Origin of the sequence: Escherichia sp. TW09308, from assembly GCF_000208565.1 — a bacterium.
GTDB lineage: Bacteria > Pseudomonadota > Gammaproteobacteria > Enterobacterales > Enterobacteriaceae > Escherichia > Escherichia marmotae.
Genome location: NZ_AEME01000001.1, coordinates 4,752,582 through 4,771,965, shown reverse-complemented (window position 1 = coordinate 4,771,965; position 19,384 = coordinate 4,752,582). Strand labels below are relative to the sequence as shown.

Sequence of the window (19,384 nt, the reverse complement as noted above, 5' to 3'; positions counted from 1 at the left end):
ATGATCATGCTGATTCTCGCGCCTCTGGTGGGCGTGCTGGGGGCGCTTTTGCTGGCGTATGGTGCCTGGCTGATTTATCCCCCGGCTGGGTTTGTTGTTGCCGGGGCGTTGTGCCTGTTCTGGTCGTGGCTGGTGGCGCGATATCTCGACCGTACACAGTCGTCTGTCGGCGGAGGTAAATAGTGTTCTTTTCGGGATTATTTCAACGAAAAAGTGACGCACCGGTGACCACGCCAGCAGAGCTGGCGGATGCTATCGGGTTGTCCTACCACACCTATACCGGAAAGCAGATCAGCAGCCAGCGGGCCATGCGACTGACGGCGGTTTTTTCCTGTGTCAGGGTGCTGGCGGAGTCGGTCGGGATGTTGCCCTGCAACCTGTATCACCTGAACGGCAGCCTGAAGCAGAGAGCCACTGGCGAACGTCTGCATAAGCTGATCTCCACGCATCCCAATGGCTATATGACGCCGCAGGAGTTCTGGGAGCTGGTGGTCACCTGTCTGTGCCTGCGGGGCAACTTTTACGCCTATAAAGTGAAAGCATTTGGCGAAGTGGCTGAACTGCTGCCCGTCGATCCCGGTTGTGTGGTACCGAAGCTTAACAGTCGCTGGGAGCCGGTCTATCAGGTCACATTCCCGGACGGCTCCACGGATGTACTGAGCCAGGAAGATATCTGGCATGTGCGCACGCTGACGCTGGACGGCTGGTGGGGCTGAATCCCATCGCCTATGCCCGCGAGGCAATATCGCTGGCGGCGCGACCGAAGAGCACGGGGCCAGACTGTTCAGCAATGGCGCGGTGACGTCGGGTGTGTTGCGTACAGAGCAGACGCTGTCAGATCAGGCTTATGAGCGCCTGAAGAAAGATTTTGAGGAGCGTCACACCGGGCTTGGCAATGCTCACCGCCCGATGATCCTTGAGATGGGGCTGGACTGGAAGTCGATGGCGCTGAACGCCGAGGACAGCCAGTTCCTGGAAACCCGCAAGTTTCAGCTTGAAGAAATCTGTCGTCTGTTCCGGGTGCCGTTGCACATGGTGCAGAACACCGATCGCGCCACCTTCAACAATATCGAAGAGCTGGGGCTGGGATTTATCAACTATTCACTGGTGCCGTATCTGACCCGCAATTTTAGCTTAAAAGTATTTTTTCGATATATTCACTAACCTTTGAATTAACTCCTGATATATATTCGTTATCTTTACCAGAGTAAAATTTTAAAGAACCTTCCAAATTATCATGAAGAACAAGAAGATCATAAGCAAGTAATTTTGGAATAAGCGAAGCACTTTGATAATCAGTCATTACTTTATCAAGTGATATATATAGCCTATCAATTAGGTTTGTATCTAAATCATCCGCTAATCTAATCATTTCCACTACATCAATAATAGTTTTATTAAAATCAAAATTATTATCGTTCATAATGTACCTATTAAAGAGGATTAATCGCACCCGCTGGAATGGGACCGTCAAACAACACTTCTGAAGAACCTTTAGCCAGTCGCCTTGCAAATTGATTACCTAAAAGATCGAGTCCTTTAGGGGATGATATGTCAATTGCGCCGCCAGAAACTTTACTCAAGTCTATTTCAACAATACGATTCCCTGATTTCGCAGCCCATTTTTCAGCAATGCTTAAATCTTTTGTTGCTGATATAAACTGAGATGGAGAGCGACTGCCTGATGTTACATGCCCTGCAACAGTTTTTATATTATTTGGGTTAAGGGAAAATAACCCGGATAAAGGATCTTCATCGGGTCTAATGACTCTATAGACTTTCCCGGTAGTTATACGGTCAAATTCACCAGTAGGCGCGCATGGTTTTAATCCGAGGGGATCAATATAACTTAAAGGATTAGGCGCATACTGATATAAGTTTAACCCGCCTTATCGGATCCGTTACTATGAACCGCCCGACATCCGGATCATAGTAACGGTGCAGATTGTAGTGCAGCCCCGTTTCCCTGTCGAGGTACTGCCCCTGGTAACGCAGGTTCTGTTCCACCCTGCCGTGGTCCTTCTCCTGTATCGTGTTACCCCAGACCTGATACCCCGTCTCCCACACGATTTTCCCGTCACTGTCCGTCATCTCTTCCGGCGCGCCGTTCACATCTGTGTGAAAATACAGTATCCGGTTCGGTCCCTCTTTGCCCGCCTTGTCCACCCGCGCCAGCGGTTCATAACTCCCCTGGTCGCTGTAGATATACAGGCGGCTTATCCCCTCCGGCCTGCTCTCCTGCGCCAGCCGCATCCCGTCCCATAAAAATTTTGTCCGGTTGTACGGTTTACCGTCAGGCTGATGTGCTGTTTTTCCGTCCGCCTACCCAGCGCATCGTACACATACCGGTATGTCTCCCGCGCTGTCGTCACCTCCACCATCCGGTGTTCCGCATCATAACGGTAACTCTGCGTTCCGCTCCGGCCCTGCTTTTCCACCACCCGGCCGTGTTCGTCATAACGATAGTGCACACCACGGTAAGACAGCAGCCGGTTGAACGGCACCACGCTGTTTTCTGCCGTGGCCCTTTCCCCCGCACGCCTCCCCAGCAGGTTTCCCGCCGCGTCGTACTGCCAGCTGCACAGAATGGCGGATACGGCGTAAACACCCTATCCGCCCGAATAAAAACTACTTCTGCGCTGCCAGCGCCTCATTCACCCAGCCATCAAACTGCTGCTGGTGGGCTTTGATCCAGCCATCAACGTGGCCCTGAATATCGCCTTCTGAGGCTTTGCCGTCATGCATAATGGCGTTCTGGGCGTTAATGTCCGCAACCGGCAACTGCATAATGGCGAACAGTTTCGCTGCCGCCGGGTTTTTCTCGGCCCAGGCTTTGTTGGCAACGATATGCATGGTGCTAACAGGGAAGCCGTAATTTGCGCCATTCGGCAGTTTGGTATCGGCGTTTTTATCACCCGGCAGTGCGGAGAACGGCACCTGCAACCAGACTACATCTTTCCCCGGCTTCAGTTCGTTACTCACCCAGTACGGTGTCCAGGTGTAGTAAAACACCGGCTTGCCCTCTTTGTAACGGCTGATGGTGTCGGCCATCATCGCCGCGTAGTTCCCCTGATTATGGGTTACGGTATTCGTCAGATCATAAGCGGCAAGCTGGTAGTTGATAGCGCCTTCGCAGCCCCAGCCGGGGTTACAGCCAGTTAAATCCGCTTTGCCATCGCCGTTGGTATCAAACAGTTTGGCAATCTTCGGATCTTTTAGCTGCGCGATGTTGGTAATTTTGTACTGGTCGGCCGTTTTCTTATCGATCAGGTATCCCTGCGCAGCGCCGTTAACAAATGTCCCTTCGCGATAAAACTTCTTATCGCCACCGGCAGCCTCATACATGTTGTCATGCAGCGGCGTCCAGTTCACAGCGGTAAAGGTCGCATCGCCGGAAGCCAGTGACGTATAACCAACGTTGTAATCCACTTCGCTGGGTTTGTTGACGGTATAACCTAATTTTTCCAGCGCACGGCTGACCAGCAACGTCTGGAAGGTTTCTTCGGTAATGGTGCTCTGAACCGGATTAACGGTAATACCTTTGCCCGGCAGATCGGCAGCAAAAGTTTGTGTAGAGATAAGCGTGGCAAACGCTGTCGCAAAAAGTACGCTATGTCGCATTGTTATTCCTTTTTTTGGCAGGGTGGCAATGCCCGGCGTCACCGGGCAGGTGCAGAGTTATTTAATGAACGGACGGGTCAGCAGACCGACAGGGCCAGTGGTGTACCAGCGACGGTTGCCGCGACTACGTGAGTCGCGCCCCACGGCCTGTGTCAGGCGATCGAGGATAATGGCGAGGATGACAATCCCGACGCCGCCAACGGTGGCAAGCCCCATATCCAGACGCCCGATACCGCGCAGTACCATTTGACCCAGCCCGCCGACGGCAATCATCGAGGCGATGACCACCATAGAAAGGGCCAGCATCAGCGTCTGGTTGACGCCCGCCATAATGGTCGGCATCGCCAGCGGTAACTGAACTTTGAACAGCATCTGGCGCGGGCTGGCACCGAATGAGCGCGAGGCTTCAATCAGATCCGCCGGAACCTGGTTAATCCCCAAAATGGTCAGACGGATAATAGGCGGCAGAGCAAAGATGATGGTCACCACCACGCCCGGCACGTTGCCGATACCAAACAGCATGACGATTGGCACCAGATAGACAAACGCTGGCGTCGTCTGCATGGCATCAAGCAGTGGACGGATGATTTTTGCTGCCCGTGGGCTTCTTGCCAGCCAGATCCCCAGCGGCAAACCGATGACAATACAGAATAGCAGGGCGGTTAACACCAGCGCCAAAGTCACCATTGCCTGCGACCATGCGCCGATCGCGCCGATAGCAATCAGTGAAACCAGCGTCGCCACGCCCATTCCGACACCGGAAATCTGCCAGGCTATCAGGGCGAAAACGATAATTGCCACAGGCGCGGGCATCCCCAGCAGCAGTTGCTGGAAACCGTTGAGGATATAATCCACCGGAACGCGCACACCCTGGAAGAGGGGGCGGAAATGGGTAACGACCCAGTCGATCCCTTCAGTTACCCAACTGTCGAGTGGGATCAGCGTCTTATGAAACGGATCGAGAATATTAAAATGCTCGACATTTGGTGCAGGCGTACTGGTCAGCCAGTCAGCGCCGCCGCCGTCAGTCGGTGCCGCAGCCGGTGTACCCCAGGCATCTGCGGATTGTGCGGCGCTGTCTGCCGCTGGCGTGGTATCCCACGGATTATTTTGATCAGCCATTATTTACCCCCTCACGATCTAAAGCGCGCAGCAGCATTCCTTTCGAAATGATGCCGACATACTGTTGGTCCTCGTCGACCACGGGCACCGCACAGGGTGCCTGTCCGACATGAGAGAGCAACTCGCTAAGAGGCGTTTGCGCATCGACCGCTAACGGCGCATCAATCAGCGCCGCATCAAGACCTTGCTGCTGCGTTAATGCTGCTTTTAACGAATCGATAGAGACTGCGCCGACAAATTTATTACCGCGTTCGATGACGTAGCCATATTCGCGATCTTCATCCTGTAATAATTTCAGTGCCGAACGCGGACCGAAGCCGGGGGTTTTACGAATTAAACCATTCGGGCTACGGCGGGCAATATCTTTCGCGCTGAATACCTGACTAATATCAACGCCGCGGAAGAAGGTGCGGACATAATCATTCGCCGGATTATTGAGAATTTCATCCGGTGTGCCGACCTGTACCACTTCGCCATTTTGCATAATGGCAATTCGGTCGCCAATACGCATAGCTTCATCGAGATCGTGAGAAATAAAGACAATGGTGCGCTGATGTTTCGCCTGTAATTTTACCAGTTCATCCTGCATCTCGGTGCGAATTAATGGATCGAGCGCCGAGAAGGCTTCATCCATTAATAAAATATCCGGATTAATGGCTAATGCACGGGCTAATCCAACACGTTGACGCATCCCACCAGAGAGTTCGTCCGGGTAGCTGTGGGCATAATTTTCCAGACCTACCTGACGTAGTGCATCAATGGCTTTTTCCCGACGCTCTTCGGCGTTAATTCCGGCTAGTTCCATGCCAAACGCGGTATTGTCCAGCACGGTCATATGCGGCATTAAGGCAAAGGACTGAAAGACCATCGCAATCTTTTTTCTGCGCACCTCACGGAGTTCGGCGTCGGATATTTTGGCAATATCTACACCGTCAATCAGCACTTGTCCGCGGGTGGGTTCAATCAGGCGATTGAGAAGGCGTACCATTGTGGATTTACCCGAACCGGATAATCCCATGATGACAAATATCTCGCCTTCTTCAATGGCCAGACTGGCGTCTTTTACGCCAAGCGATAGCCCAGTTTTTTCCAGAATTTGTTCTTTTGAAAGTCCTTGTTCGATATATTTGAAAGCTCGCTGTGGATGCTCACCAAATATTTTATAAAGATTTTTAATTTCTAATTTAATTGCCATGCAATAGAAAGATTCCTGTTATTTGTTTATGTCGATATATTACCCAATGGAAATAGTCACTTTTTTCTACCCTAACATACTGAGAATCTGAGGCAACCCCTGAGGGCAAATGTGGCATGAATATTGATGCGAGCAAATTGCCGGAGTTTCCCGTGATATAAGGGCTGAGAGCAAATCGAGAAAAGTTGATATTTTTTGTTATAGATAGCGAAAAAACGCCTGAATATTGTGGTTTCAGGCGAATAATGCAACAGAGAGTCAGTGTAGATCACCACAAAATATTTGCGTGATAAAAAGCGGTTTAACTGGAATTATTTCCCTGCTGTGGGTGGTGATATTTTTGAAAAATAACCTCGTCAAAAATTCCAGTCTTCGTCTTCTGTTTCGACCGCTTTTCCCATCACATAAGAGGAACCAGAGCCGGAAAAGAAATCGTGATTTTCGTCGGCATTCGGTGAAAGCGCGGCAAGGATTGCCGGATTTACTTCTGCCATTTCTGCTGGAAATAACGGTTCGTATCCCAGATTCATTAAGGCTTTATTGGCGTTGTAACAGAGAAACGCTTTCACATCGTCAGCCCATGTTGTTTCGGCGTACAGCTCATCGGTGTATTGCAACTCGTTGTCGTAAAGTTCCAGCAATAAATCGAAGGCGAAACTCTTTAATTCTTCACGTTGTGCCTGGGAGATTTTTTTCCAGGCTTTTCTGATATTTATAGCCAATGTAATAACCGTGTACTGCTTCATCGCGGATAATCAGGCGGATCAGATCGGCGGTATTGGTCAGCTTTCCGCGACTGGAAAAATACATTGGCAGCCAGAAGCCGGAATAGAACAAAAATGATTCAAGAAAGACACTGGCGATTTTCTTTTTCAGCGGGCTATCACCGCGATAATATTGCTGAATAATCTGTGCTTTTCGTTGCAACGGCGCATTTTCTTCACTCCAGGCATAGGCGGCATCAACCTCTTTTGTCTGGCACAGCGTCGAGAAAATAGAGCTGTAAGAGCGGGCATGAACGGCTTCCATAAAGCTGATATTCGACAACACTGCTTCTTCATGGGGCGTGAGTGCATCGGGTATCAACGAAGGCGCGCCGATAACGTTTTGCAACGTGTCGAGCAGCGTCAGGCCAGTAAATACGCGCATCGTCAGTTGTTGTTCGATGGTACTTAACGTTTGCCACGCGGGAATATCGTTCGACAGTGGCACTTTTTCCGGTAGCCAGAAATTGCTGGTCAGGCGATTCCATACTTCCAGATCTTTATCGTCAGTAATCTTGTTCCAGTTGATGGCGCTGATATGTGAGAGTTTCATAGATATTCCTTAAAGTGCGCAGGAGACGCAGCCTTCAATTTCAGTGCCTTCCAGCGCCATCTGACGCAGGCGGATGTAATAGAGCGTTTTGATACCTTTGCGCCAGGCGTAAATCTGCGCTTTATTGATATCGCGAGTGGTGGCGGTATCGGGGAAAAACAGCGTCAGCGACAGCCCCTGATCGACATGGCGAGTCGCTTCGGCGTAGGTGTCGATGATCTTTTCTGCGCCAATTTCGTAAGCGTCCTGATACAGCGCCAGATTCTCATTAGTCATAAACGGGGCAGGGTAGTAAACGCGCCCGGTTTTACCCTCTTTGCGAATCTCCACTTTCGCCACAATCGGATGAATACTCGACGTAGCATGGTTGATATAAGAGATAGAACCGGTTGGCGGCACCGCCTGAAGATTCTGGTTGTAAATGCCGTAGTGCATCACGTCGTCGCGCAGTTGCGCCCACATCTCACGGGTAGGTAACGTAATACCGCTACGGGCAAACAGTTCGCCAACTTTCGCCGTTTTCGGCTGCCAGTTCCCTTGCAGATATTGGCTAAAATATTCACCACTGGCATAGCGTGACTGTTTGAATCCGGCGAAGGTTTCACCACGTTCGCGCGCCAGCAACATCGAAGTGCGCAGGGCGTGCCAGGTGATGGTGTAGAAATAGAGATTGGTAAAATCCAGTGCTTCCGGCGAACCGTAAACGATACCCTCACGCGCCAGATAGCCGTGCAGATTCATCTGCCCCAGGCCGATGGCGTGCGAGGCGGCATTTCCGGCTTCGATGGACGGCACGCTGCGGATATGACTCATATCTGACACCGCCGTCAGACCGCGCACGGCTGTCTCTACCGTGCGGGCAAAGTCTGGCGAATCCATAGTGTGAGCAATATTCAACGAGCCTAAATTGCAGGAAATATCATGGCCTGTGCGAGCATAGTCGAGATTCTCGTCATACGCTGAGGCGCTGTTAACCTGCAAAATTTCTGAGCAGAGATTACTCATATTTATGCGCCCGGCAATAGGGTTAGCACGGTTAACCGTATCTTCATACATGATGTAGGGATAGCCGGACTCAAACTGGATCTCCGCCAGCCGCTGGAAGAAATCACGGGCGTTGATGTATTTTTTGCGGATGCGTTCATCGGCAACCAGTTCGTCATAGTGTTCGCTGATGGCGATATCAGCAAACGGCTTGCCGTAAACTCGCTCAACGTCATAGGGCGAAAACAGCGCCATCTGCGCATTCTCTTTCGCCAGATGGAAGGTGACATCCGGGATCACTACCCCCAGCGACAACGTTTTAATGCGGATTTTTTCATCGGCATTTTCCCGTTTTGTGTCGAGAAAACGCAGAATATCGGGATGGTGTGCGTGCAGATATACAGCCCCAGCCCCCTGACGAGCGCCGAGCTGGTTGGCATAGGAAAATGCGTCTTCCAGCATTTTCATCACCGGAATCACGCCAGAAGATTGATTTTCAATACGTTTAATAGGTGCACCCGCTTCCCGCAGATTCGACAGCAAAAACGCCACGCCGCCGCCGCGTTTTGACAGTTGCAGTGCGGAATTAACCGCCCGACCAATCGACTCCATATTGTCTTCAATACGTAGCAGAAAACAGGAAACCAGTTCGCCTCGCTGCTGTTTACCACAGTTGAGGAATGTTGGCGTGGCGGGCTGAAAGCGTCCTGATAGCATCTCATCGGTTAGCTGCGTCGCCAGCGTCTCATCACCTTGCGCCAGCGTTAGCGCCACCATCGTGACCCGATCGGCAAAATCTTCCAGATAACGTTTACCGTCGAAAGTCTTCAGCGTATAGCTGGTGTAAAACTTCCATGCACCGAGGAACGTCTGGAAACGAAAACCACTGGCGTGTGCATGGGCAAACAGCGTAATGACAAAGTTGCGAGAGTAGCGGTTGAGGACGCTTTCATCATAGTAACCTTCGTTGACCAGCCAGTTCAGGCGCTGCTGCTGGCTGCTAAAAGTCACACTGTTCGGGCGTACATGTGTCGCCATAAAAGCGTCTACTGCCTGGCGATCTTTATCGAACTGAATGCGACCCGCGCTATCGTAAAGGTTAAGCATCGCATTCAGGGCGTGGTAATCCATCGTTTCCTGCGTCAGGCGGTCTGCGGTTGTCGTTGCCAAAATTCGGTTACTCCTTTACGAACGTTTTCGATATCGCTTTGCGTACCCATGAGTTCAAAGCGGTATAGCCACGGCACGTCGCATTTCCGGGCAATCACATCTCCGGCGCGGCCATACGCCTCACCAAAATTGCGATTACCCGAAGCAATAACGCCGCGAAGCAACGCCCGGTTATGTTCGACGTTTAAAAAGCGAATCACCTGCCGTGGCACAGCGCCAGCCGTACCGCCACCGCCGTAAGAGGGCACGATCAGGATGTAAGGCTCGTCTACCTGAATCCGTTCCCGCTCATTGAGCGGAATGCGCACGGCGGGCAGCCCTAAACGTTTGATAAAGCGATGTGTGTTTTCGGAGCTACTGGAGAAGTAGACGAGCTGACTCATGCGCTGGCTGCGTGTGGCGCTGGATGCAGGCGATTGATCATGTCCGGACGAAAGCCAGACCAGCTAAGATCACCTGCAATCACTACCGGCAACTGGCGAAAGCCCTGGGCACGTAACGCCTCTGCCGCTTCAGGATCGCGATCGACATTAATCATCTCAAAGTCAAAGCCACGGTTTTCCATTGCTCGTTTGGTGGCGTGGCATTGAACGCAATCGTTACGAGTGTAAATAGTAATGCGCATGATTCGTATTTCCGTTTAAAATGAAGATACGGCGCGATGATACGCGTCGGGTTGTCTCTCTGTTGATACAGAGATACTAGATGTAGTTGAAAAAAGATTCAACCATACAAGATATGGGAATTTTAGATTATTGATACCGCCGTTGAGTGGCTCAACGGGGTAGGGGATTTTGTGTTTTGTTGCCGGGCGAGCACCCGGCAACAGCAAATTACATCCGCATGGAAACCGCCAGGCGGTTAAAGCAATTCATCAGCCCGATGGCAAACGTTAAGTCGCTGATCTCTGCTGCGCTGAAGTACTTAAGCAGAGGCTGATAAACGTCATCTTCTGCATGGGTTCGGGCAATATCGGTCACCGATTCCGCCCATGCCAGCGCCGCCCGCTCGCGATCGTCAAAATGATGGCTTACGCGCCAGCCTGCCAGGGCGTCCAGTTTGTTCTGCGGCACACCGGATTTGCGTAATGCTTTACTGTGCATCTCCAGACAAAATGCGCAGCCGTTGATTTGTGAGACGCGTAAATAAACTAACTCCATCAGAGTGGTATCCAGCGTGCTATTTTCCAGCGCCGTTTTGGCCTGCACCAGTGCGTTATACACTGCCGGGCTAAGTTCGTAGTAGGGTTGACGTAATGTAGTCATACAGTTTCTCCTCTTATTAACGCCCGCAATGTAGCACTATAATGGACTGTCAAAGAGAGCCATAAATTACGTAAAAAAGCAGACCATATGCCGCGTTATCAGGAAATCGCCCGTCAGTTAAAAACGGCTATTGAGCAAGGGGAACTGAAACCTGGCGCAAGGCTACCTTCCAGCCGAACCTGGTCGCAGGAACTGGGCGTGTCTCGCTCCACAGTCGAAAATGCTTATGCTGAGCTGGTGGCACAGGGCTGGCTGGTCAGGCGGGGGCAGGCAGGCACCTTTGTCAGCGAACAGATACATCCACAAAAATCATCTTCTGATGTCGTCGTCTTTGCCGGTGAAAGCGAGCAGCCGTTGCCGTTTCAAATGGGATTACCCGCACTCGATCTCTTTCCGCGTGAGCTGTGGGCGCGGTTGATGGGCCGTCGCCTGCGAACCCAGACGCGTTTTAATTTGGCGTTAGGCGATGTCTGCGGCGAGGCGGCGTTGCGCGAGGCAATTGTTGATTATCTACGTGTCTCGCGCGGAATTGAGAGCCAGCCTGAGCAGGTATTTATCACACACGGTTATGCGGCATCGATGAGCTTAATTTTGCGTGCACTGGCGGAACCGGGAGACGGGATGTGGATGGAAGATCCCGGTTTTCCACTGATTCGTCCGATTGTCACTCGCCACGGTGTGAACGTTTTTCCTGTGCCTGTTGACGACAACGGACTGGATGTCACAAGCGGAATACAAAATTATCCTGATGCGCGTTTTGCTCTGATCACTCCGGCACATCAAAGCCCGCTGGGTGTTGCGCTCTCTTTGGCGCGCAGGCACCAGGTGCTGGAATGGGCAGAGCGTAGTCAGGCATGGGTTATTGAAGATGATTACGACAGTGAGTTCCGCTATCACGGTAAGCCGTTACCGGCGCTGAAAAGTCTCGATGCGCCGCAGCGGGTGATTTATGCCGGAACATTTAGCAAATCGCTTTTCCCGGCACTGCGCTGTGCGTGGCTGGTGGTGCCGGTGGAGCAGATTGCGCAATTCCGCCAACAGGCATCGCTGGAGCCATGTGCTGTGCCTGTTCTATGGCAGAACACTCTGGCAGATTTCATTCGTGATGGGCATTTCTGGAGGCATCTGAAGAAAATGCGTCAGCACTATGCTCAGCGTCGGCAGTGGATTGAGCAGGCGCTTACGCAACAGGGATTTCAGGTTGTACCGCAAAAAGGGGGAATCCAGATGGTTATCAGCATGATGGGCGATGATATTGCCTACGCGCGTAAAGCTAATGCCGCTGGCCTTGCGGTGCAGGCATTAAGTACCTGGCGTATTCGGTCAACCGGGAAAGGAGGATTGCTGCTCTCGTTTACCAATATCGTTAGCGAAAGCATGGCGCAGCAGGTGGCACAACAATTACGCGATGCTTTAAGTTAAAAACCCCGAAGTCAGGCTTCGGGGCCAGGGACGTGTATTTATTATCATTGTTCCACTACGATTTGCGCATACCTAACAGTGCACCGATAAAAATCCCTACCGCCGCCGCTGTACCCACGCTACACCAGGGTCTTTCACGAACAAAAGAATCAGCGCAACCCACGGCATCACGTGCGGCTTGTTGGACGCGAGTACGACCATGCATCCGCGCTCTGGTTTCTTTCAGTAGCGCCTGTGCTTTACTGCGTGCAGCTTCGGCTTCCCCTTTGGCGTCGCTACCCCAGGACTTCAATACAGATTCGAGGCTATCAGCTAATTGATTGACATCATTCTGAATATCCTGCACGCCATCATCGACGTCGTTGCGGTTAGGTCGGTTAAACATATGATCCCCCTTTGAATTCGATGTAATTTTCAGTGTAGACCATAATTTTCTTTGCTGAGACTCATCGCGGCTTTATGGACTTTTCTGAAAGCGTTGTGAATGCTCAATCAGGTAAGGTAGGCCCGCGGTAGATAATCACGAGGATAAAATATGTATTTACGACCAGACGAGGTAGCTCGCGTACTTGAGAAAGTCGGTTTTACCGTCGATGTGGTAACCCAGAAAGCATACGGTTACCGCCGTGGGGAACATTATGTTTATGTTAATCGCGAAGCACGAATGGGACGTACCGCACTGGTAATTCATCCAACATTAAAAGAGCGTAGTTCGACGCTGGCAGAACCCGCTTCTGATATTAAAACCTGCGATCATTACCAGCAATTTCCGCTCTACTTTGCGGGCGAGCGACACGAGCATTACGGTATTCCGCATGGTTTTAGTTCGCGTGTTGCGCTTGAACGTTATTTGCATGGCTTGTTTGGCGAAACCAATTAAAGACGCGACTGGCATTGCCAGTCGCGAAAAGAAGAGTCAGGCTTTTACCTGCTGGTAACGGCTGACTTTAAATAGCCGGCGGCAGTAATCGAGGAAGTAGCCATAGACCGCCCCCATCAACATCGAAACAACGATGTTTGAACTGACCGCAGCCATAATCTGGTGCCAGTCTGCGCCCACTACCAGCAAGATCGCCATATACACCGGTGACTGAAACGTCACATAAGCCAGAATATCTGCCAGATTTTTTATCCATCCAGACTGGCTAACTTTGCGTGCCGCGCGCATAAACAGATCCCGGTACATGCCGTATGGCCATGCAATTAAGATGTTCACCGGAATTGCCACTAACCTGGAGTAAAGAGACTGCTCGAAGCTCATTCCGGAGAGGAAAACTTCAATACACATGTTCACGACAGAACAGTAAACAACCATCGCGAACGTGTCTGCAACTGCATGACGCAAGCGTGACTGCGGTGAGAACATGCCAATGCTCCTTAATAAAAGCGAAATCGGATATGAATGAAAATGAATGCAGTGCTCTGAGCTGCCTGTTTCATCTTTGCATAGCGTATATCGCTGGATGCAAGTAATCAATTAGTGAAAAATTTTTATTTATTTTGTTTTCGTAGATAAAATATTCCGCGATGGCGTGTTTTTTGTACATTATGGGTTTTTAAATGCTTATTCTAATAATATGATTTAAAATCATATTGTTATGTTGGTATTTTGACATGTTCGGCGGGGAAGGCTAAGGGAGGTAATGCTGCAAAGTGTAGGCAATCCGGCGTAAGTAGCGCTTTTACTCTATCTGGAATTTTTAGCGACTTAAAGCGACTAATGCCAGCATAAAATTTTAGGTGTTGAATTGTTGTTTTATTCGTTTTTTCTGTATATTTATGCGGAGGTTGTTGATTTGCCATCAGTGTCGATGAGACAGAGAGCACCTGACTATTTGCTAATGGCTGGAATGACTAAGCTAAATGGCTAATATATAATCTGAAATAATTATTAATCTATCTGGAAATAACGCTTGAAATAATATCACTGGCGATTGTAAATAGATTAAATTTTGTGGAAATATAATAAACGATCGCTTACACTACGCGGCGAAATACTTTTTTGTTTTGGCGTTAAAAGGTTTTCTTTATTATGTCTGTAATGTTACAAAGTTTAAATAACATCCGCACCCTTCGTGCGATGGCTCGCGAATTCTCCATTGACGTTCTTGAAGAAATGCTCGAAAAATTCAGGGTTGTCACTAAAGAAAGACGTGAAGAAGAAGAACAGCAGCAGCGTGAACTGGCTGAGCGCCAGGAGAAAATTAGCACCTGGCTGGAGCTGATGAAGGCTGACGGAATTAATCCGGAAGAGTTATTTGGTAATAATACTGCTGCACCGCGTGCAGGTAAAAAACGCCAGCCGCGTCCGGCGAAATACCAATTCACCGATTTTAATGGTGAAACCAAAACCTGGACCGGTCAGGGTCGTACACCGAAGCCGATCGCTCAGGCTCTGGCAGAAGGTAAATCTCTCGACGATTTCCTGATCTAATCACTGTTGCCGGATGTCGCCACGATGGCGCGTCCGGCGTCATTACTCAAGCTCGCTGATTCCACGGCATCTTATCTAACAGCCTTGCCATCCCACAAAAACCGCTGATTCCTGCAAACATTAATCCAACACCGACAAATCCACTTAATAAGAAGAAGCTGCTATTAACGGCATAACCCAGTACGACGCCGATTAATATTAAACCACCAGCAGCGATCTGCACCTGACGCATTAATGGCAAAGGCTGGGATTTATTTTCAGCTACTGGAAATCCTGCTTTTTTCCAGCCATCAATTCCGCCTTCCAGTAAAAAAATATCTGCGGGGGAGGCAATCGCTTCTAATTTTTGCGCATTATTACTGGTTCGTTTTCCCGCCTGACAGTGGAATATAATTTGCTCGCTACGTAATTTTGCCGGGAGACCAGACTGTTCCAGCACAGATATCGGTGCCAGAGAGGCTTCTGGAATATGTTCACGAAGATATTCGTCGGCATCGCGAATATCGATTAACTTTGCACCGTGCGCGATTAATTCTTGTGCGTCATGCGGCGAAATTGTTGTCAAAGCCATGGTCACTCCTTACGGACAATAGACATTTTTCAGGGTGGCGATAATGGCATTTACCGCCTCATTTTTTATCGAATAAAGAACGCGCTGCGCATCCCGTTGGCTGTCGATAAGCCCTTCGTCACGCATACGAGCGAGATGCTGTGACGTTGCAGAGGCGCTAAGTCCGGTAATGCGAGCCAGTTCACCGGCGCTGGTGCCGGGTGAACTACAAAGCATGCATAGAATCAGCAGCCGTTTGGGGTGACTCATCGCTTTCAGCAAGGCCGCGGCCTGTTCGGCGCTGGCCTGTAGTTGGGCTAGTTCAGTCATAGTTATTTAAGTATTTGCTAAATTAAGTAAACTCTAAACTAAAAATGCAACGTATACCAGCGTAAGCAGCGTAAATGAGGGTAAAAGCGTAGGCTGAAACGGCCAGGCTCCGCTAAAATCACTACGCTTAAGAGGTGAAATCTCTTTTTAAACAATGATTAATTTTCTTATAGGGAGTAAATATGGGTTTCTGGAGAATCGTCATCACCATCATTTTGCCACCGCTCGGCGTGCTGTTAGGTAAAGGATTTGGTTGGGCGTTCATCATTAATATCCTGCTGACGTTGCTTGGTTATATTCCTGGTTTAATTCACGCTTTTTGGGTGCAAACCCGCGATTAATCCTGTGCTCACCCACGCGGCGTAAACGCGCCGCGTTCCTCTGCTACACTTTCTGAGTGTTTCCATTAACGAATGAGGTAGCTATGGGTCTGTTCAATTTTGTGAAAGAGGCAGGAGAAAAGCTCTGGGATACCGTCACCGGTCAGCATGATAAAGACGATCAGGCGAAGAAGGTGCAAGAGCATCTGAACAAAACCGGTATTCCCGATGCCGATAAAGTGAATATTCAGATTGTCGATGGTAAAGCGACAGTCACAGGTGACGGCTTAAGTCAGGAAGCGAAGGAAAAAATCCTTGTTGCAGTGGGGAATATTTCCGGTATTGCCAGCGTGGACGATCAGGTAAAAACGGCGACGCCAGCAACTGCCAGCCAGTTTTATACCGTTAAGTCTGGCGACACCCTGAGTGCCATTTCCAAACAGGTTTACGGCAACGCCAATCTCTACAATAAAATCTTCGAAGCGAATAAACCGATGCTAAAAAGCCCGGATAAAATTTATCCAGGGCAGGTTTTGCGTATTCCTGAAGAGTGATCGTTATCCCGCCATCGCCTGCTGGATAATCGGAATCGGCGTCAGCAAATGTTGACGCATTAACTCACTGGCGCGCGCAGTATCTCGCGCCAGCACAGCGTCGGTTAAAATTTGATGCTGATCGCGTTTATCTTCCAGCATTTCTACTGAAAGCACTGTTTGCCGCAGCCAGATGAATCTGTAGCGTGCCGCCAGATCAAACAAACGCTCGTGCATTTGTAGTAAATAGTGGGAACCGCAGCCAGCCACAATCGCAGTATGAAATGCCTGATGGCGCTGGTCCCACTCATCAAGCATTTGCTCGCTGGCGTCAGAGGCTTCCAGTTTACCAAGCAAATGTGCTTTCGCGAGAATATCAGCTTCCCATTCATCACTGCCACGGGCAATCGCCAGACTCACCAGCATCGCTTCCATATTGGCGCGGGCATCGAAAATATCGAGCAGTTCCTGCTCTGACATAGACGCCACCCGATATCCTTTTTGATTCACCACCGTGACCAGTCGTTCCGCTACCAGTTGCGAAAGGGCTTCCCGCAACGGCCCGACGCCGAGTGAATAGCGCGACGTCAGCAAACTCATTCGTAGTTTTTCATCCGGCTGAAAATGGCCGCGAATAATATCGTTCTTCAGCCAGCGATAGCCATCCAGAGACGTAATGGTCATGGTGTGACTCCAGCTCAACGTTAATGCGTATTATGCGCGGGTAATTTTTGCCACATTATTAGCTTTTTCCAGCGCGCCATAATTGGCACGGTACAGATAATCCCTATTGCTAATAAGCCGGTGGAAATGACCTCGAGTTGCTGTGCCGGACGGAATAACATCACCACCAATACAAAGGTAATAAAGCTAATCACCAGCCAGGTAAGCCACGGATAAAGCCACATGCGCAGGCGAATTTCGCCGCCTTCTGCCAGCAGAATTTTACGCATCCGCAATTGTGAAACGGCGATGACTAAATAAACCAGCAGGGCGATGGCGCCGGAGCTGTCGATCAGGAATTTAAACACTTTCGCAGGCGCGTAATAGTTCACCACCACCGTTAAAAACGCCGCACCGGTCGAGAGTAATACAGCCACGTAAGGTGTTTTACTGCGGTTGATTTTGCCCATTACTGCAGGTGCATCACCGCGACGGCTCAGTGAGTAAAGCATTCGCGAGGCGGTATACAGCGCTGAGTTCAGGCAACTGGTCACTGATAGCAAAATAACGCAATCCATAATGAATTTTGCGTGCGGAATATTCAGCAGCTCCAGCACGGAACGGTAGGAACCCACGGTTTTCAGTCCTGGCATATTCCACGGGATGAGAGCCACGACGACAAAAATAGAACACAAATAGAAAATAGAGATACGCCAGATAACCGAGTTGGTGGCGCGAACAATATGTTTATCCGGCGTGTCGGATTCTGCTGCCGCGATGGTGACAATTTCCGCGCCCATAAACGAGAACATGGTGATAAGCATCGCGCTTAATACCGCACCAAAACCATTCGGCATAAAGCCGCCGCTATCCCATAATCTTGAGATACCACTCACTTCGGCATAAGGATAAAAACCGCTAATCGCCACTGCACCGAGGAAAATAAACGCCAGGATAGCAATCACTTTGCATATCGCTAACCAGAACTCAAATTCGCCGTAGTTTTTGACGCTTAATAAATTACTTCCGGTTAAGGCGAGGGTAATAACGAGGGAAAATAACCAGATGGGAATACCGGGAACCCATGAATGCAGGATCATGGCGGCAATGTTGGCTTCCAGCGGGATAACCAGTACCCAAAACCACCAGTACAGCCAGCCGATGGTATAGCCCGCCCAGCGGCCAATGGCTTTATCGGCATAGGTGGAAAAGGAGCCGGTGTCGGGCGTAGCAACCGCCATTTCCGCCAGCATTCGCATAATCATAACCACCAGTAATCCGGCGAACAGATAGGCCAGCAATACCGCCGGACCCGCTTCGGCTATAGCGACGCTGGAACCGACAAACAGACTTGCGCCGATAACACCGGCAATAGACAACATGGTGACGTGGCGTGATTTCAGCCCGCCGCCTAACTCATGTGGTTGCGATGATTGCCCCATCCTGAATCCTCTCGAAAGTGTGTCACTTGGGAGAGCGCCCCGACATTTCCCGCGTCGGGTCACGCGTTTAATTGTTATTAACTCTTTTTGCCGGAGAGCGGCTCCGCCTTATCCGGCCGACATAGATTTATTCCTGTTTACGTACAGATTGTCGGATGCGGCGTAAACGCCTTATCCGACCTGGATTCCCGTAGGCCGGACAAGACGCGCAGCGTCGCCTCCGGCATGGTGCGCCGAATGTCGGATGCGGCGTAAACGCCTTATCCGACCTACATTTCCGTGAGCCGGGCAAGACGCAAAGCGTCGCCTCCGGCATGGGTGCGCCGGGGGTCGCGCCACCCTTGTCGCGCCGTGGCCTGCGCTCCCGGCATCCCGGCAAAAGGCCGCCGGGATGTAAGGCGCAACGCCGTTTCGCGCACGCGCTCTCCGTCGTTGCGGCGGGTCCCTGCTCATTGCCTGCCGGGTGCCACACACCCGTTTGAGTCCCTGTCGCCGGGGGCTGATACAGCCACAACCTGCCGCACTGACTGTCCAGGGTAAATGAACAGCCCACAAAATTTTTTACCCAAAACCCGGTAAAAAATTTTGCGTTCTGCCCAGGACAGGTGCGTCAGGCCGTGGCAGTGATGCCCCTTGCGGCGAAGGTTCTCAAACGGGTGAAGTTCATACCACAGGGAATACAGCAGCAGGTTCCCGCGAAACGTCAAAACCGCGGCTCCCGAAACTCAACGGGTGATGTTCTTTAACAATCAGGATTTATTTCAGGCTCCGGCAATACGCATTTATGTGTTCTGTCAGCCATCCGGCTGGCAGGTAATGAGAACGCAGGAACAGAAGGAGGAAAACACCGGAAAACGTCAGATGCAGATATGAAAAAAGCAGGCCGGGGAGGACCTGCTTAATCCAGGGCTGGCGGGGGGAATCAACCTCTACAGTTATGCGCCAAATCCGCTCTCATGGATTGATCCCCTTGGATTAAGAAAATGTTCCTCATCACGTAAGCCTGAAAAAACAAA

The 19,384-nt window shown here is 50.5% G+C and carries 20 protein-coding genes and 5 pseudogenes; 8 read left to right on the top strand and 17 right to left on the bottom strand.

The genetic code is table 11. The features are described 5' to 3' along the window. Together ymfR and ESM_RS1000000128930 are read left to right on the top strand one after the other, a co-directional pair. On the top strand, positions 1-183 hold the full coding sequence (gene ymfR, locus ESM_RS0123330; RefSeq protein WP_000605606.1) for a protein YmfR: 183 nt from the start codon (positions 1-3) through the stop codon (positions 181-183). Next, a pseudogene (locus ESM_RS1000000128930) lies at positions 183-1,125 on the top strand (phage portal protein); the annotation flags it as partial. The gene ymfR and the pseudogene ESM_RS1000000128930, both read left to right, overlap by 1 nt. Before the next feature lie 4 nt (positions 1,126-1,129). Here the strand turns inward: ESM_RS1000000128930 and ESM_RS0123320 are convergent. The 10 genes and pseudogenes from ESM_RS0123320 to ESM_RS0123275 all read right to left on the bottom strand — a co-directional run bounded on the left by ESM_RS0123320 (position 1,130) and on the right by ESM_RS0123275 (position 10,674). Then, positions 1,130-1,423: a hypothetical protein gene (locus tag ESM_RS0123320; protein ID WP_024257721.1), complete on the bottom strand. Its 294-nt coding sequence runs from the start codon at positions 1,421-1,423 to the stop codon at positions 1,130-1,132. 385 nt (positions 1,424-1,808) lie between these two features. Further along, positions 1,809-2,585: pseudogene (locus tag ESM_RS1000000128045) on the bottom strand (RHS repeat domain-containing protein); the annotation flags it as partial. Between the two features lie 43 nt (positions 2,586-2,628). After that, a complete protein-coding gene (gene proX / locus ESM_RS0123310; protein WP_001216516.1) occupies positions 2,629-3,621 on the bottom strand; it encodes a glycine betaine/L-proline ABC transporter substrate-binding protein ProX in 993 nt (330 codons plus the stop codon). 57 nt (positions 3,622-3,678) lie between these two features. Then, positions 3,679-4,743 (bottom strand): glycine betaine/L-proline ABC transporter permease ProW, encoded by a 1,065-nt coding sequence (gene proW, locus ESM_RS0123305; protein WP_000774962.1) that lies wholly within the window; start codon positions 4,741-4,743, stop codon positions 3,679-3,681. Further along, positions 4,736-5,938 (bottom strand): glycine betaine/L-proline ABC transporter ATP-binding protein ProV, encoded by a 1,203-nt coding sequence (proV, locus tag ESM_RS0123300; RefSeq protein ID WP_000985481.1) that lies wholly within the window; start codon positions 5,936-5,938, stop codon positions 4,736-4,738. Before proV ends, proW begins: the two co-directional genes overlap by 8 nt. Positions 5,939-6,294: 356 nt before the next feature. Beyond that, positions 6,295-7,255 (bottom strand): annotated as a pseudogene (gene nrdF, locus ESM_RS01000000125805) (class 1b ribonucleoside-diphosphate reductase subunit beta). 9 nt (positions 7,256-7,264) lie between these two features. Then, positions 7,265-9,409: a class 1b ribonucleoside-diphosphate reductase subunit alpha gene (gene nrdE / locus ESM_RS0123290; RefSeq protein ID WP_000246498.1), complete on the bottom strand. Its 2,145-nt coding sequence runs from the start codon at positions 9,407-9,409 to the stop codon at positions 7,265-7,267. Continuing rightward, positions 9,382-9,792 carry a class Ib ribonucleoside-diphosphate reductase assembly flavoprotein NrdI gene (gene nrdI / locus ESM_RS0123285; RefSeq protein WP_000080937.1) on the bottom strand — a complete coding sequence of 137 codons (411 nt, stop codon included), beginning with the start codon at positions 9,790-9,792 and terminating at the stop codon, positions 9,382-9,384. The genes nrdE and nrdI overlap by 28 nt, the downstream gene beginning before the upstream one ends. Then, on the bottom strand, positions 9,789-10,034 hold the full coding sequence (gene nrdH, locus ESM_RS0123280; protein ID WP_001223225.1) for a glutaredoxin-like protein NrdH: 246 nt from the start codon (positions 10,032-10,034) through the stop codon (positions 9,789-9,791). The genes nrdI and nrdH overlap by 4 nt, the downstream gene beginning before the upstream one ends. A 208-nt stretch (positions 10,035-10,242) precedes the next feature. Continuing rightward, the gene (locus ESM_RS0123275; RefSeq protein ID WP_000209798.1) at positions 10,243-10,674 is read right to left on the bottom strand and encodes a carboxymuconolactone decarboxylase family protein; all 432 of its coding nucleotides are present in this window, start codon (positions 10,672-10,674) and stop codon (positions 10,243-10,245) included. 87 nt (positions 10,675-10,761) lie between these two features. Between ESM_RS0123275 and pdxR the strand changes: the two genes are divergently transcribed. Further along, positions 10,762-12,096: a MocR-like pyridoxine biosynthesis transcription factor PdxR gene (pdxR, locus tag ESM_RS0123270; protein WP_001138455.1), complete on the top strand. Its 1,335-nt coding sequence runs from the start codon at positions 10,762-10,764 to the stop codon at positions 12,094-12,096. A gap of 55 nt (positions 12,097-12,151) precedes the next feature. Here pdxR and ESM_RS0123265 read toward each other — a convergent pair whose 3' ends face one another. Continuing rightward, positions 12,152-12,481, bottom strand: a complete 330-nt coding sequence (locus tag ESM_RS0123265; RefSeq protein WP_000483312.1) for a DUF883 domain-containing protein — start codon at positions 12,479-12,481, stop codon at positions 12,152-12,154. A gap of 150 nt (positions 12,482-12,631) precedes the next feature. Between ESM_RS0123265 and ESM_RS0123260 the strand changes: the two genes are divergently transcribed. Then, positions 12,632-12,976 carry a DUF2002 family protein gene (locus tag ESM_RS0123260; RefSeq protein ID WP_000281311.1) on the top strand — a complete coding sequence of 115 codons (345 nt, stop codon included), beginning with the start codon at positions 12,632-12,634 and terminating at the stop codon, positions 12,974-12,976. Between the two features lie 36 nt (positions 12,977-13,012). Here ESM_RS0123260 and alaE read toward each other — a convergent pair whose 3' ends face one another. Beyond that, a complete protein-coding gene (gene alaE / locus ESM_RS0123255; RefSeq protein ID WP_000492662.1) occupies positions 13,013-13,462 on the bottom strand; it encodes an L-alanine exporter AlaE in 450 nt (149 codons plus the stop codon). A gap of 666 nt (positions 13,463-14,128) precedes the next feature. Here alaE and stpA point away from each other — a divergent pair. Further along, complete coding sequence (stpA, locus tag ESM_RS0123250; protein ID WP_000115376.1) at positions 14,129-14,530, top strand: DNA-binding protein StpA; 402 nt, start codon at positions 14,129-14,131, stop codon at positions 14,528-14,530. Between the two features lie 46 nt (positions 14,531-14,576). Here the strand turns inward: stpA and ESM_RS0123245 are convergent, their stop codons facing one another. Then, positions 14,577-15,101, bottom strand: a complete 525-nt coding sequence (locus ESM_RS0123245) for a rhodanese family protein (RefSeq protein WP_001229434.1) — start codon at positions 15,099-15,101, stop codon at positions 14,577-14,579. Between the two features lie 9 nt (positions 15,102-15,110). After that, complete coding sequence (locus ESM_RS0123240; RefSeq protein ID WP_000137275.1) at positions 15,111-15,410, bottom strand: ArsR/SmtB family transcription factor; 300 nt, start codon at positions 15,408-15,410, stop codon at positions 15,111-15,113. A gap of 182 nt (positions 15,411-15,592) precedes the next feature. Here ESM_RS0123240 and ESM_RS01000000125800 point away from each other — a divergent pair, with 182 nt between their 5' ends. Both ESM_RS01000000125800 and kbp read left to right on the top strand, forming a co-directional pair. Then, complete coding sequence (locus ESM_RS01000000125800; protein ID WP_000508177.1) at positions 15,593-15,751, top strand: YqaE/Pmp3 family membrane protein; 159 nt, start codon at positions 15,593-15,595, stop codon at positions 15,749-15,751. 83 nt (positions 15,752-15,834) lie between these two features. After that, entirely contained in the window at positions 15,835-16,284 is a 450-nt protein-coding gene (kbp, locus tag ESM_RS0123230) for a potassium binding protein Kbp (RefSeq protein ID WP_000522431.1), read from the top strand. Positions 16,285-16,287: 3 nt separating this feature from the next. On the opposite strand, the gene csiR is transcribed toward kbp, so the two are convergent. From csiR to ESM_RS1000000129340, 3 genes and pseudogenes are all read right to left on the bottom strand, one after another. Then, complete coding sequence (gene csiR / locus ESM_RS0123225) at positions 16,288-16,947, bottom strand: DNA-binding transcriptional regulator CsiR (protein WP_000156792.1); 660 nt, start codon at positions 16,945-16,947, stop codon at positions 16,288-16,290. Between the two features lie 20 nt (positions 16,948-16,967). After that, positions 16,968-18,368: a GABA permease gene (gabP, locus tag ESM_RS0123220; RefSeq protein WP_000531675.1), complete on the bottom strand. Its 1,401-nt coding sequence runs from the start codon at positions 18,366-18,368 to the stop codon at positions 16,968-16,970. Between the two features lie 328 nt (positions 18,369-18,696). Next, positions 18,697-18,821: pseudogene (locus ESM_RS1000000129340) on the bottom strand (hypothetical protein); the annotation flags it as partial. Positions 18,822-19,274: 453 nt separating this feature from the next. Between ESM_RS1000000129340 and ESM_RS1000000129790 the strand changes: the two are divergent. After that, a pseudogene (locus ESM_RS1000000129790) lies at positions 19,275-19,356 on the top strand (RHS repeat-associated core domain-containing protein); the annotation flags it as partial. Positions 19,357-19,384 lie beyond the last annotated feature (28 nt).

What these genes read in the sequence shown, in the direction of transcription:
- ymfR (WP_000605606.1), top strand. Translation starts at nt 1, where the DNA reads ATGATCATGCTGATTCTCGCGCCTCTGGTGGGCGTGCTGGGGGCGCTT.
- ESM_RS0123320 (WP_024257721.1), bottom strand. Translation starts at nt 1,423, where the DNA reads ATGAACGATAATAATTTTGATTTTAATAAAACTATTATTGATGTAGTG.
- proX (WP_001216516.1), bottom strand. Translation starts at nt 3,621, where the DNA reads ATGCGACATAGCGTACTTTTTGCGACAGCGTTTGCCACGCTTATCTCT.
- proW (WP_000774962.1), bottom strand. Translation starts at nt 4,743, where the DNA reads ATGGCTGATCAAAATAATCCGTGGGATACCACGCCAGCGGCAGACAGC.
- proV (WP_000985481.1), bottom strand. Translation starts at nt 5,938, where the DNA reads ATGGCAATTAAATTAGAAATTAAAAATCTTTATAAAATATTTGGTGAG.
- nrdI (WP_000080937.1), bottom strand. Translation starts at nt 9,792, where the DNA reads ATGAGTCAGCTCGTCTACTTCTCCAGTAGCTCCGAAAACACACATCGC.
- nrdH (WP_001223225.1), bottom strand. Translation starts at nt 10,034, where the DNA reads ATGCGCATTACTATTTACACTCGTAACGATTGCGTTCAATGCCACGCC.
- ESM_RS0123275 (WP_000209798.1), bottom strand. Translation starts at nt 10,674, where the DNA reads ATGACTACATTACGTCAACCCTACTACGAACTTAGCCCGGCAGTGTAT.
- pdxR (WP_001138455.1), top strand. Translation starts at nt 10,762, where the DNA reads ATGCCGCGTTATCAGGAAATCGCCCGTCAGTTAAAAACGGCTATTGAG.
- ESM_RS0123265 (WP_000483312.1), bottom strand. Translation starts at nt 12,481, where the DNA reads ATGTTTAACCGACCTAACCGCAACGACGTCGATGATGGCGTGCAGGAT.
- ESM_RS0123260 (WP_000281311.1), top strand. Translation starts at nt 12,632, where the DNA reads ATGTATTTACGACCAGACGAGGTAGCTCGCGTACTTGAGAAAGTCGGT.
- alaE (WP_000492662.1), bottom strand. Translation starts at nt 13,462, where the DNA reads ATGTTCTCACCGCAGTCACGCTTGCGTCATGCAGTTGCAGACACGTTC.
- stpA (WP_000115376.1), top strand. Translation starts at nt 14,129, where the DNA reads ATGTCTGTAATGTTACAAAGTTTAAATAACATCCGCACCCTTCGTGCG.
- ESM_RS0123245 (WP_001229434.1), bottom strand. Translation starts at nt 15,101, where the DNA reads ATGGCTTTGACAACAATTTCGCCGCATGACGCACAAGAATTAATCGCG.
- ESM_RS0123240 (WP_000137275.1), bottom strand. Translation starts at nt 15,410, where the DNA reads ATGACTGAACTAGCCCAACTACAGGCCAGCGCCGAACAGGCCGCGGCC.
- ESM_RS01000000125800 (WP_000508177.1), top strand. Translation starts at nt 15,593, where the DNA reads ATGGGTTTCTGGAGAATCGTCATCACCATCATTTTGCCACCGCTCGGC.
- kbp (WP_000522431.1), top strand. Translation starts at nt 15,835, where the DNA reads ATGGGTCTGTTCAATTTTGTGAAAGAGGCAGGAGAAAAGCTCTGGGAT.
- csiR (WP_000156792.1), bottom strand. Translation starts at nt 16,947, where the DNA reads ATGACCATTACGTCTCTGGATGGCTATCGCTGGCTGAAGAACGATATT.
- gabP (WP_000531675.1), bottom strand. Translation starts at nt 18,368, where the DNA reads ATGGGGCAATCATCGCAACCACATGAGTTAGGCGGCGGGCTGAAATCA.